The sequence below is a fragment of the Pseudovibrio sp. Tun.PSC04-5.I4 genome, assembly GCF_900104145.1.
In the GTDB taxonomy this organism is placed as follows: domain Bacteria; phylum Pseudomonadota; class Alphaproteobacteria; order Rhizobiales; family Stappiaceae; genus Pseudovibrio.
Map to the genome: position 1 here is coordinate 19,460 of NZ_FNLB01000004.1, position 14,561 is coordinate 34,020.

2 protein-coding genes are annotated in these 14,561 nt (G+C 52.8%); both read right to left on the reverse strand.

The features are described from left to right. Complete coding sequence (locus tag BLS62_RS03835; RefSeq protein ID WP_093177269.1) at positions 1-4,140, reverse strand: non-ribosomal peptide synthetase; 4,140 nt, start codon at positions 4,138-4,140, stop codon at positions 1-3. Further along, positions 4,137-14,540, reverse strand: a complete 10,404-nt coding sequence (locus BLS62_RS03840; RefSeq protein WP_143521501.1) for a non-ribosomal peptide synthetase — start codon at positions 14,538-14,540, stop codon at positions 4,137-4,139. The genes BLS62_RS03835 and BLS62_RS03840 overlap by 4 nt, the downstream gene beginning before the upstream one ends. Positions 14,541-14,561: the final 21 nt, after the last annotated feature.

Here is a 14,561-nt window from a genome sequence, read left to right on the forward strand (position 1 = left end):
CTAGGCGCTCACAGTCTTACGAACACCGGAGGCAACAACGCCTGCGGGAGTAGTTGCCTGCAACTCGAACAAATGGAACTCGTGGTAGATGGCTTTTGTCACTCGTTGGATCTCGCTGGACTCCAATAGCTCCCAGTGATCCCCGCGGACCAACCTGGTCATGAAACTCCCGGACACTCTCTCTATCCAGAATTTGCGCAATTCGTGCAGGTAGGTTTTGTCTAGCGTTCCTAAAGCCTGAATGAACACAACCCGCGCTTCAAGTGGCTGGCAGTCATAGCTGGGCACACAAGAGCGATTGTGGTTGTAGACCTCATAGTACCGCTGGATTTGCCCATCTTCGATGCCGGGATACATGCCATTGAACTTAACGAGTTTGTCGCGGAACTCTTGCAAACCAACTGGCGCAAGGCTTTCTCGCTCATGCTCTTCAAACCCTTGCGTATCCAACAGGATCACGCTGACGTTGTTGTTGCCACGGGCTTTGAGAAGACGGGCCATTTCGAAGGCGACGTAACCACCAAAGGAAAGCCCAGTCAAAACGATTTGGTCATCTGCGATGTGTTCAATTCGGCTCAGATAAGCTTCAGCCATTACTGTGATGGACGGCAGAAGGTCTTCCCCTGCGTTTAAACCCGGCGATTGCAGGCCATAAATGCCGATGTCGTCAGCCAGTACTTTGGCCAACGAGAGATAGCAAAAGCCTGTTCCGCCAGCAGGATGGATGCATACAATCTGTTTGCCGCTGCGGCTTTCCCGGAACGTGATGAGGTTGTCGAGATCACTATCATCTGCGGCTCCTGTTCTGATCCAAGTTGCGAGTGCCTCAATCGTCGGGTTTGCGATGAAAACCTTGGGTGGAACGCTAACTTTGAAGAGCTTACCGACACGATGAGCAACCTTGATAGCAGCGATGGAAGAGCCGCCCACATGGAAAAAATTGTCACTGATGCCGATAGAGGGGTGCAGGAGCACCTTTTTCCAGATGTTGTAGATTTGGAGCTCGATGTGGTCTCTCGGACTCTCTTGATTGACCTTGAACACAGCATCAGTATCAAGGAGGAGCGCCTCAAGCGCTTGATAGTCCACCTTGCCGTTGTTAGTTAGCGGAATGCTATCTATGTGAAGCAACTGGTTCGGAACCATGTAGGCAGGTAAGGCTTGCCCAAGATCTGATTTCAGGCTCTCTTCAGGCAGAGGTTCTCCATGAACATTAGTATAACAAAGGGCGAGGTGAGCTGGGGTATCCTCCCGGTGAACAACGAGAGCGGCACAGTTTTGGCACTGCGAGACCTGCGAAAAGACAGCATCAATCTCGGAAAGCTCGATACGGAACCCATTGAGTTTGACCTGATTGTCTTTACGAACAGCAAAAATAAGATCACCGTTTTCGGTGTAACGGGCAAGGTCTCCGGTTCGGTATAGCTGCTCATCTTCCTCAAACGGGCTTTGGGTGAAAGCCTCAGTTGTTAGCTGCGGAGCGTTAAGATATCCAGATGATAAGCCAGAACCGCCAATATAAATCTCCCCCAGAACCCCGACGGGTACAGGAGCACCATATTCATCCAGCAGGTAGGCAGATGTATTGGAAATGGGCTTCCCGATAGGCGCAGATAGGGAATCGAGATCATCAGGTGTGATCGCGTGCCATGTGCTGTCTACAGTACATTCGGTTGGACCATAGACATTGTGCAGTCGCGCCCAGGGCATCTTGTTCGCAAACTTGCGCAGTAACGGCCCGCCCAGTTCTCCTCCACCGCAGAAAACATCGCGCAGCTGGGGACATGCAGCAAGTTCCGGCACATCGAGGAAAAGATCTAGCATTGCTGGTACGAACTGGATTGCAGTTATGTTGTGTGCCGCGCATAAGCGGACCAATTCTGAGGGAGATGTGTGAGATTCAGGCGGTGCCAATGCCAGAGAGGCACCAGTGGTAAGCGGCCAGAAAAACTCCCAGACAGCGGCGTCAAATCCCATCGGTGTTTTTTGTAGAAGTACATCACCAGTGGAAAATGGAAAGGTCCGGCAACTCCATTCAGTCAGATTCACCAGCCCGCGATGGGTGAGCTTAGTCCCCTTAGGCACTCCGGTAGAGCCGGAGGTGTAGATGATATAGGCAAGACTATCGGCATTATGGGGTTTTGCGGGCAGGTTTACTGGGTCATACGTGTCCGCGATGACTTTCAACTGGTCCCCGTTCAACAGAAGAGAGTGAATCCCGCAAGCCTCATCGAGCCTTGTAAGTATCCCGGAGGTTGCGTCGTGATACACGATCAGGACCGGCTGGCTATCCTCGACCATATATTCCAATCGCTTGATTGGGAGACCGGGCTCGAGAGGGACAAAATGGCCACCTACCTTGAGAATAGCCAGCATTGCAACAACCAGCTCAATGGAGCGCTCGAAGAGAAGCCCCACGGGGCTGCCAGTACCAACCCCTAAGGTTTGAAGGTGCTGAGCAAGCTGGTTGGCCTGTGCGTTCAAAGTCGCGTAGTTCATGACACGTTCGCCAAACACCACCGCCAGTGCATCTGGTGTGCGAAGGCATTGCGCCTCAATTGCGTCTTCAATGGTTTCAGCGTCAAACGGTTGAGTTTCGCCCTTAGGCCAGACCTCTGTCAGCAGGTGGGTTTCTTCCGGTGTAATGTAGTTGAGTTCACTGACGGGTGTTGCCGGTCTGGTAACTGCATCAGACAGGAAGCAGGATAGATGATCCGCTAACCGCTGGATGCGTCGCTGTGTGAATAGATCTCGATTATACTCGAACCCGAAGCTGAAAATTTGCCCTCGCTCGAATACCTCTAGGGTGATATCGAATTTCGCGGTTTGACTATCTGTCGTCAACGCAGACGTTTCTACTTCTTCCATTTGCAAGGTACTACCGGGCACGTTTTGATAGATCAACATCACCTGAAACAGAGGAGAGTGGGTTGCTGAGCGTTCAGGATTTACGGCCTCCACAACACGCTCAAAAGGAATTTCCTGATTGTCCAATGCCTCCAGTATGGTTGTCTGGGCTTGGGTAACAAGATCCTCGAACTTCATCGATGCGCTCACATTTGCCTTAAGCGCCAGCGTATTGATGAAGTGGCCGATGAGTGGCTCGACTTCGGCCAGATGACGGTTGGCAAAGGAAGTGCCAATGCAAATGTTTTCCTGCTGACTGTAACGCCAGAGAATAACGGAAAAACCCGCGAGAAAGAGCGCAAACGGTGTAATAGAACGCTGGGTGCAAAATTGGCGAAGACGTGCGCTCAGGTCTTCGTCCAGCTCTAGCTCATAGTGGGCCCCATTATGGGTTTGTTGAGCTGGTCTTAGGAAATCTGTAGGTAGATCCAAGGCATCTGGGAGACCTTGGAGTTGCTTTATCCAATAAGCTGTTTGCCGAGGTTCTTCAGAGCTGCCATGGGTTTTCTGGGTATGTGTAACATAGTCTGCATATTGCATGATGAGTGCCGGTACATCTGGTTGCGTTCCGGTTCTCAAACCATTGTAATGAGCGGTTACCTCATTGAAGAAAAGGCCGATAGACCAACCGTCTGCCGCGATGTGGTGCAGGTTTACCAGCCAAACATGCTCTGCATCGGATAGTTTCACATAGCTAGTGCGCACCATAGGCTCGGTGTCCAGATCAAACGGCATCCGGGCATCAGCCTGTATAGCCCCAGCCAAAGCAATTTCCTGATGCTCCTGTGCCAAACTACTAAGATTTATGAGGTCCAAATCCAGTTCTACGGCCAATGGGAACGTTTGCGAGGGGACCCCGTTTCGGGATGTAAACCGGGCTCGCAGCATGTCGTGCCTCGCCACCACAGCATTAACTGCGCGATGTAACTCTTTGACGTTCAGGGGGCCTGTGATTTTTATGGCAATGGGGTTGTTGTAGGACGGGGTTTCCGGATCCAGTTGATGCAGAAACCACAAATGCCGCTGCGACGGTGAGAGCGGAGTGCCAGCGTTGCATTCCTCCTCCCTCTGTCGGGTCAGCAACTCAATCAAGGCCACTTTTTCCAGTTTCAAAGCTGCGGCCAATTCCGAACTTAGAAATCCCTTTGGGGCTTTGATCCGAAGCTTTTCTCCATCCACCGCTATGTGCACGTTATGGCGGGAGAAATAATCAAGGAGTTGTTGGGCCTTCATATTTCAAACTCCTCCATTTCCTCGTCATCAATGTTTGGCGAGGTGGGGTTAGCAGCAAAGTTTTCGATGGTATGGCGGCGGCTCTGGTCGACTTTTGGTGTTCCGCCAATCATGGAATAGACAAGCTGATGGGTTGATCTCAGCTGGAACAAATTCCGCAGAACCTCGTCATCAATGGACCCGATCCCGCAGAGCCCTAACCCGACATCATAAGCTCTCATGGTTAGCAGTTGTGCCATTGCTCCGGCTTCGATCAGCCAGAACTGCTCGCTCATTTCGCCATAGAGAGGCTCGATAGCCTGCCGCTCTGCAATGAAATAGATTGTGAACGCTGCTTCACCGAAAGTCGGGCGATTGACGAAGTAGTCATAGGCATCTTCGCTCAGGTGCTGGCCATCCCCCGTCGAAAAGAGTGCGTGCTCTTTGGGGCAGTAGTAATAGGCCCCGCCTGCTACTCCCTGCACGCGATCCGGCTTGATGTAGATGTATGTTTGTACCGGATACAGCCCGCCCGCACTGGCAAACAGATGTTTGGGGGCATCTACGTCCTGATTACGGCGCAGTGTAGCGAGCAGTTCTTCAAAGCGATTTTTAGGAACCGGATCTTGAATAAACTGTCTAACGGATCGGTAAGCATCAAACTCGTCGAAGTCTTTTTGAGATGGTGCTGCCAGAGAGACGACCATGTGCTGTTTGGTGAACTGCCGGAGCCCGACATTCCTCTCTTTAAAGGCCTGACGTTCTTGCGGGTCCTCGATTGTGGCAATATCAGAGGGTTCCCCCTGCGGCTGAACCTCGTTCTCAGCAGGCCCCATCTGCTCCCTGTACATGGCAACAAGCGTTGCAAGGCTTGGGTTCGCCATGAATTTGGCGAGCGGAGGTCGGAAGGAGAGAGTGCTCGACAACTCGTTGGAAATGCGAACAATATCAATTGAAGTCGCTCCCAGTTGTAACAGGTTTGCCCCGCTGTCCACCTGATCCAGCTTAAGCGTGCGCGCAACGATCTCTTGTATCTTTTCTTCTTGTGAGCCACACGGTTCAAAGGTTTGCTTTACCTGAATACTCCGGCGTGGTTCGGGAAGCTGTTTTCGATTTACTTTGCCGTTTGCCGATATGGGGATGCACTCAATTTCCAGCAAATTTTGCGGCACCATATAGTAAGGCAGATGAGCCCTCAGGTGTTCCAGCAACACGTCTATATCAACGCTGTCGCCTTCAGGGACAACATAGCCTACCAGCTGTTTGTCACCTTGAGCTTCCCCGAACATCTTTAAAACAGAGGTTTTCACAGAGCCATGGGTATTCAGAACAGTTTCAATTTCGCCGAGTTCGATGCGAAAGCCCTGCACTTTGACTTGTGTATCGACACGACCAAGGAACTCAATGTTTCCATCAGGCATATATCGGCCCATGTCTCCGGTCCGGTACAGGCGCTCTTTGGTATGGGGATGGTTTATGAAGCGCTCGTTCGTCTGCTCCTCATCTTTCCAGTAGCCCATGGCCAGCCCGATGCCGCCGATGTAAAGCTCTCCGGGAACCCAGCAAGGCCGTATCCCCAAATTATCATCCAGAACGTAAACCTGCTGATTGTCCAAAGCTTTGCCGTAGGGGATGCTTTTCCAATCAAACGCGATGCTCTCAATCGGGAAGCAAATTGACCAGATAGAGGCCTCGGTCGCACCGCCAAGACTGAGAATTTTTGTGTCATGTGCGAGAGCACGCACGCGGTCCGGCAGGCCCAAGGGGATCCAGTCGCCAGATAGCATCACCTGACGCAAGTCAGTCCCGATGTTCTTGCGCTCACTCTCCGCATAGTCCGCCAAGAGGCCAAGCAGGGCCGGGGCAGAGTTCCAGATAGTCACTTTTTGTTGCGTCATGCAGTCAAGCCAATGAGCAGGATCTTTGGTCTGAGATTCATCGGGTACGACAATTGCGCCGCCCACGGCTAACAGTCCAAAGATATCGTAGACCGATAAATCAAACCCAAGCGCAGAAATTGCAAAGACCCGGTCTTCCGGGCCGACATTCAAGCGACGGTTGATATCAAGAAGGGTGTTAACAGCTCCGCGATGGTCAATCATGACACCCTTGGGTTCACCAGTGGAGCCGGATGTGAATATGACATAAGCGAGGTCTTCAGCATTGGCCTCAGATTTCCGAAGGAGCCTTCCCAAAAAACCATCAAGCTCACAACCTACATCTACAATAAAGGTTTGATCCGGCAATCCTTTATGCTTATCAGTCTGGTCTGTTTTGACGCAGACAAGTTTCGCGTTGGTATGCTTCAAAATTCCATCAATGCGGCTTGTGGGCAGGTCGGGATCAATTGGAAGATAGGCCCCGCCTGCATAAAGAATAGCGAGGGCAGAAACAATCTGCTCCCAGCCTGGTCTCATCTTGATAGCAACCAGATCTCCGCTCTTCAGCCCACACTCCTGCAAGTGAACCGCAAGATTTCGGGCACGCTTTCGAACTATCTCGTAGGAAAGAACCTGTTTGCCGGAGATGATTGCAGGTGCTGCTAGTGTTTTTCGGGTCTGCTCATCAAACAGGTCCTGCATCAAAGGCCAGTGTTGCTCACACGCAGAGGTTCCATCCCAAAAAGGGAACGAGGGTCGGGCAGGGTCGTTCCAGCGATCTGGCTCAGAAATTTCTTCGAGTAACAAGCTGTAGGCAGCAAACATTTCCTGCATCATGCCATCTGGAAACAACTCGTCGATGCTGTCCCAGTTGAAATAAAGCTCGCCGTCTATCTCCATTATTGTGTGATCCAGCCAAACTTGCGGGGTCTGGGTAATGGTATGCACATTGCGGGCATCCATTGCGGAGGACAGAGTGATTTCTTCCTGATCCGGGATCATTTCCACCAGCGTGCTGTTGAACACAATTGGTATAGCGGTTTGTTGTTCGCCGCGTTGACGCGTCAATTCCCTTAGAACCCGAACACCGCTTACTTCGCTGTGGTCCATATCCTTCCAGAGCTGACGCTGAACGGCCTTAGAGTTGTCTACGAAGCTCTTGCCTGCATCCGACATCACTTCTAGCAAGACAATCGATGTAAAATCGCCGATTAGATTGTTGATGTGGGGATGCAGCGGTTGCCGGTTAAATATTGGCAGGCTCAGAGTAAAGCGAGGAGACCGGCTCCAGTTTGCAAGCACTTGAGCAAAGGCTGTGAGCAAGATGCCGGAGGGCGTAATACCGTGCTTACGTCCGTTTGCCTTAATGGCGGACCACTTCGGTTCCTCAAGCGTTAGCTTTCTGCGTGTAAAGCGCGGATTGCTGATGCTCTCCGGCTGCTTTACAAGCGGCAGATCCGGGGCGGGCGCAAGTGTGGTGAGGCGGTCTCTCCAATAAACGAGCGAGGCCTCATAGCGTGAATCCTCCCGTAAGGCCAGCTCCTGCACCACATAGTCGCGGAACGTAATTTCCAGTGGTGGCAGATCAAGCTCTGGATCGTCATAAAACGCGGCCAACTCACGTGAAAAGATTTGACTGCTCGCCGCATCCACTATGAGCGCATCCATGGAGATATGAAGGCGGGTTACATCATCATTTAACAGAACAGCACGGAACTCGAAAAGCGGCCACTCCTGCGCATCTAGAACCTGATGGGACATCGCCTCACGGTTTCTTGTGATAACGCGCTCGGCTACACGCTGCGCTCTGCCGCCTATATCATCGGTTTGGATGATGTACTCTGGGACAGTTTCAAGAATCCGCTGGGTCCCATTGTCTGCAAAGATTGCCCGTAACATGTCATGGCGCTGGATAAGCTTGTTCAGGGCATTATTGAACCTTGCCAAATCCAGATTTGGGATCTCGATTTCCTCATAGGCGTGGGCACTGACGCCGCCCAAGCCCAGACCGTTATCACGTCCGACCCAGTAGGCCTGTTGAATATCGGTAAGTGGAAATGGCTCGTAGCGATTTGTCTTATCAGCCGAAATCTGCTCAACGGGTCGCTCGTTCTGTGCGTTACTGCTCTGTACCGCAGCAAGATCACAAAGCACTGGGTTCTCTATGAGTACGCTGAGTGACAACCCCAGAGACAGTTCCTTGTTGATTGCATATATCAGCCGTGTGGCAAGTAGCGAATGCCCGCCCAAATCAAAGAAATTGTCCGTTCTGCCAACCCGCTCCACTTTGAGCACTGTTTGCCAGATACGGGCAAGATCTCTCTCTCGCTCCGACTGTGGCTCGATAAAATCTGCATTGCCTTCGCGATCAGGAGAGGGCAGTGCCCTCCGATCTAGCTTCCCGTTTGGTGTAATGGGCAGTTCATCCATTTGCACCCAGTCTGTCGGGACCATGTACTCAGGCAGACGTACCTTGAGGTAGGAGCGCATATTGGTGACCTTCGCTGCCCCGACGAAGTAACAAACCAATCTGGTATGTTCTGTCCCCATGCTTGTGTCCAGAACCACAGCTGCTTCCTGGATGCCCTCCATCTGCAAGAGGCAACTGGCAATTTCCATCGGCTCAATACGGAAACCACGGAATTTCACCTGATCATCTGCACGGCCATGGAAGGCGAGGGATCCATTGGGCAGATAAGAGGCGAGGTCTCCGGTGCGGTAGAAGCGCTGGTTGTGTTCCCATGCGAACCATGGGGTCACAAACCGTTCCGCAGATAATGCAGGGTTACCGAAGTAGCCTCGGGCCACATTATCTCCGCAGACATAGAGCTCCCCGACAGTCCCTGTGGGGACAGGATGTTTTGCCTCGTCCAAAATAAAAACAGACATATTGTTGACTGGTGTCCCAATGGGAGGCGATAAAGGCCAGTCCTCCATTTGATCACACTCCAACACATGCTGGGTTACGACGTGCGTTTCTGTTGGGCCATACTGATTGTAAAATCTCCGTCCGCCCAATGACTTGAGGAGTGCCTTCAGGCCGTGGGTAACGAGAAGCGCCTCTCCAGCAGTGACGATCTCGCAGACGGGTCCATCTGGTAATTGATCAGCCTCATACAACCCTGCCATCTGTTGCAGCACCGCAAACGGCAGATGGGCACGTTCGATGCCGTTCGATTTTATGAATCCTGCGAGATTTCCAAGATCCTTGCGCTGCTCGTCGCTCATGAGCACAAGGCTTGCCCCCTGACACAAGGTGCAGAAAATCTCTTGAAACGACACGTCGAAATTCAGGGACGCGAACTGCAAGACGCGGGCAGGGGCTTCATTCTCAGGCACTTGCTGGAGTTGCCAACTCACCAGATTGCGAAGAGTCCGGTGTGTTTGCATAACCCCTTTAGGTTTGCCGGTGGAGCCGGATGTATAAAGGATATAAGCCAGATGGTCCGGTGCAGGAGTGCCTCCCAAATTACTTGAAGGGAAAAGCCCGCGCTTGTCAGCGACCTCCTCTGTGGTCAGCGTAATATCCGCATACTTGGATAGTAGAGAAAGCCCCAGCGCTTCTTCAGTTATAATCAGATTTGGCTGCACATCTTCCATAATGGCCTGCAGGCGCGCCGCTGGGTAGGCCGGGTCCAAAGGAACCACCGTTGCTCCAGCTTTCAAAATACCGAGCAGGGCCGCAATCATATCAGCGGACCGGTGCAGGCAAACGGCGATGTTGGGCTGTTCGGTAATTCCTCGCTGCTTCAGCATATGCGCGAGTTGGTTCGCCCGCGTATTCAGCTCATTGTAACTAAGTTCGGTGCTGCCCATGATCACTGCGGGCGCATCAGGAGATAGGACCGCATGGGCCTCGATTTGTTTGCTGATACAAACCAATTTTGGGTAGGGAGCAACAGGTTGGCGGCATGCTTCAAGCTGCAGTGCTTCCTCATTATCTGTCAAGAGTTGTAGCGATTTGAGCTGTGCAGTCCCATCTGCCGTGAGCTGGTCAACTATATGGCAGAAGTAATCTGCGACCTTCTCAATCCTAGCTTTTTCAAACAAATCACTGGCGTATTCTATAGCGCCTTTCAGGCAGCCATTTTCTTCCTGCAATGATAGCAACAAGTCAAATTTCGATCCACCATGGTGAAGTGGAACTGGCGAGACTGATAATTCTGGAAGTTCGAAACGATCGTTGTTTTCTCCCTCCCAGGCAAACATAACCTGGAACAGCGGAGAATAGGCCAAACTGCGAACCGGGTTAATATGTTCGATCACCTGTTCAAATGGCAGGTCCTGATGTTTCTGTGCCTCCAGAACGGTGCCGTTCAAACGAGACATAAAGGCCTCAACTGTCAGCTCCGCTCCGGCATCCACCCGCAACGCAAGTGTATTGGCGAAAAAGCCTATCAAGTTGCCCAATTGAGCATTGTCCCGGTTGGCAACCGGGCTGCCAATAACAAGGTCCTGCTGGTTTGCCAACTTGGAAAGCGTAAGCGCCCATGCGCCCAGCAAACTCGTAAAAAGTGTACATTGGGACTTGCTGGACAGATTTTTGAGCTTTTCCGTTGCAGGCGCATCCAGCTCAATTGAGACCGGTGATCCTTTGAAGGATTGCCGTTTGGGGCGAGGGGTATCTGTCGGCAGTTCCAGCAGAGTTGGGACATCTTTGAGTTTGGTCTGCCAATAGCCCTTTTGTGCATCCCACGTCCCGCACTCCAGTTCCTCCCTTTGCCATTTGGCATAGTCTGAATATTGGATTTTCAAGAGAGGGAGTGAGACCTTCTGTTCAACTGCAAGGCCTTTATAAAGTGTGCTCAACTCCTGACTGAAGACACCCATAGACCATGCATCGGAAATAATGTGGTGCATGACGATGACAAGTACATGTCTGCTGTGATCCAGACGTACCAATTGAGCTCTGAACAAGGGGCCAGTTTCCAGATTGAAAGGCTGACCGACCAGAGAGCCGATATAGTCCGCCAGCGTTTCCCCTTCTGGTACCTGCGCAACCGGATCCATCTGCCACATTTTTGCCGATTGGATGTCCTGATAGGCGATACCGTCTTTGCGCACAAATCGGGTGCGGAGAGTCTCGTGGCGTTCAACCAGCTGTTCCAGCGTTCGGCACAAAGCACCCACATTCAAATTGCCACACAGTTCAAGAACCAGAGGCATGTGGTAGGCATCGCTTTGTCGTCCGTCCACTTCCGCGAGGAACCAAAGCCGTTGCTGCGCATAGGACAGTGGAAGGTCTTGCGAACGGTCTGCCTGTGTAATTGAAGTCAGGCTACCGGGCTCCAGCTTATCAACTTCCACAGCAAGAGCGGACAGAGTGGGATGAATGAAGGCCGAAGTAGCAGCTATTTCGATCGAAAATATGTCCCGGACAAGATGTGCCAACCGAACTGCCAGCAGTGAATGGCCACCAAGCGCGAAGAAGTTGTCGAAACGCCCTACAGCGGTAATCCCGAGCAATTTGCACCAGATCTGGGCGAGCCGTTTTTCTGTCTGGCTTTGCGGAGGCTCGAAGTTTGTGCCGGCTGTCTGGCTCAAGTCACACTCAGGAAGCGCCTGCACATCGAGCTTTCCGTTTAGCGTTAACGGTACTGTTTCAATAGCCAGAATGCCCGCAGGCACCATAAAGTGCGGGAGTTGTTTTGCGGCGTATTCTTTTAGGAAAGACTGGTCACCTCCCTTTGCATGTTCGTTGAGCACAACATAGGCAATCAGTTGTTCCAATTCCCCTTGCCGCTTCATTGCGCAAATGGCCGTGGTTACGGCAGGGTGCGTCGCAAGAGTTGCTTCTACCTCTCCAAGTTCAATGCGAAAGCCACGTAATTTTGCCTGTCGGTCGTTGCGTCCTAGAAACTCAATGGTCCCACCAGGCCGCATCCGACCCAGATCTCCCGTTTTGTAAATCCGGACCTGCTTTCCGATATTTCTCGTTACAAAGCGTTGTGCGGTCAACTCCGGCTGGTTCAAGTAGCCACGGGCTAATCCCGCCCCACTGACGCAAATTTCCCCAATGATCCCTATGGGGGCAAGGTGCCCGGTCGGGTCCATCAGATGGACTTGGTAGTTTTTAAGGGCCGAGCCCAAGGGCAGATGTTGATCGGGGCCAAAATCCTCCGGTAAGTCCAGTGCAATGCAGTCGATTGCGGTTTCGGTTAGCCCGTAAGCATGGATAATCTGTGTCGCAGGTCCGAATGCTTTTCGAGCATCGCAGGCCCCTTTTGGGGACCATCGGTCAGAGCCGCACACGATTACTTGCATGTTTCTGGCAGTATTTTCCGTCACAGATAGGTGAGCGACCAGATTATCTAAAACAGCGGGAACAAAATCACCAAAGGTGGCTTGCTGGTCATCCATAAGCTCGAGTAGAGCGGCACTGTCTACCAGCTGGTCCTGCCCCACCAAAATGAGGCGACCTCCGAAGGTCAGTGCGCGGATGATATCGGCTGTAAAAACGTCAAATGAGAAACTCGCCATCTGTAAAATGCGTGGTGGTTCCACAAACTTGTAAAGCTCTGCCCATGCATCTCTCACCGTCCATAAAGCACGGTGTTCCACCATGACACCCTTGGGGCGGCCGGTGGTGCCAGAGGTGTAAATAATATAGGCTAATTGGTCGGGTTGAATTTCTACGTCAGGATCCGTCCCATCGTATCCCAACCAATCACGGGTCTCTGAGTTGACGTCAATTACACGCCCGGAGAGGCTGACCACCGCCTCTAGATGTCGGAGGCCGGGTGTATCCGTAAGAACTAATTTTGCATCACTGTCTTCAATCAGGGCACGAATTCTTTCACTCGGATAGCTCGCATCAACCGGAATATAGGCAGCCCCAGCCTTGAGGACGGCCAGCAGACACGTGATGGCCTGTGCGGACTTCTCCATACAGATCGCAATCCGATCTTCCCTGCCGATCCCTCGTTCTAAGAGGTATTTAGCGAGTTTGTTGGCCTGTTGGTTCAGCTGGTCATAAGTGAGTTCTGCCGGCCCGCTGACGATGGCTACTCGATCACCATGACGAGAGGCGCACTCCTCAAAAAGCTGATGGATGGCCCGAATGGGTGAAGCAGGCATCGGCACGGCACGGGATATCTCCAGCACTGCGGCACGGGCGGCATCATCCATGAGCGGCACGCTATGAACCGGTTGCTCGGGCAGTTCGCAGATGGAGCGGACCACTTGCCGGAGGTACCCAGCCAGCCGTTCTATGGTCTGCTTGTCAAACAACGACGTTGCATATTCCAGTCCGCCGTAGATGCACGTCCCGTTGTCCACCAATTCCAATGTAATATCGAACTGGGAAGCAGTGCGCGCTAGCACCGCCGGCTCGGTGTCTAATCCGGCAAAGCGGGTGGGGTCGGCCTCTACGTTCTGCCAGGCAAACATAACCTGGAACAAAGGGGTGTAGGACAGGGTTCGCTGGGGGCGCAGGGCCTCGACCACCTGCTCGAAAGGCAGGGACTGATTGTCCTGACTGTCCAGAAAAATCTCACGCATGCGGGTGAGCAGCTGGTCCACGGTCAGGCCGTCACTCAGGTCAAAACGAAGGGCCAGCGTGTTTACAAACAGGCCCACCATCTCCTCCAGCTCTTTGCGGACCCGGTTTGCAGAGGGAGTGCCAATTACCAAATCCTCCTGTCCGGCTAAACGGGAGAGCACAATGGCGTAACTGGCCATCAGAACCAGATAGGGCGTGATGCCAAAGCGGCGAGCCAACTGGCGCACCTTTGCCGACAGCTCTTCGCCAAGCTGCAGTGGAAGATAATCGCCCTCATAGCTTTGTTGGGCTGGCCTGCGCCGGTCTGTGGGCAGAAGTAAACGTTCCGGGGCTCCGGCCAGAGCATCCTTCCAGTAGGCCTTTTGTTTTTCGAAATTCTTGTGCTGCTCCGGCTGTTTCTGCCATACAGCATAATCGGCATAGGCCAGTGCGGGAGCATCCAGCGGCGCGGGGTGACCAGTCTCTACCAGATGCGAATAGTGTGCGCCAAGTTCCTTCAGCAGCAGTCCGTTGGACCAGCCATCTGAGATGATATGGTGCAGGACCAGCAGCAATACGTGGTGAGTGTCGGTGGTCCGGATCAAACAGGCTCGTGCCAGAGGGCCATGGCCCAAATCAAACGCGCGACTGCTTTCCTCCTCGGCCAATCGGATGATCTCGGCCTCGGGGTCCTTGCCGGGAGCCACCTGCAGGATCCGCAAGGGTAAGCCGCAAGTGGCTGGTTCGAAGCATTGGACCAACTGGCCATCTTGCTCGCAGATGGAGGTCCGCAAGCCTTCATGGCGCGCAATTATCTGGTCCAAAGCGGCCTGCAGGTGCTGCGTCTCCAGATGTCCGTGCAGTCGCAAACCGAGTGCCAGGTGGTAGGCAGCTCCGATGCCGTCCATGCGCGAGAGGAACCACAGCCGCTCCTGCGCAAAGGAAAGTGGCAGTGGGGTTCCATCGCGGCGGACTGCTGTCAGTGTGCTGCGATTGCGCATTTTCAGCAGTTGCTCCGGTGTCAGATTCCGAAGATTGCGCTTGTTTGGTCCGTCCTGCATGGTTTCTCCCAAAGCCACTGG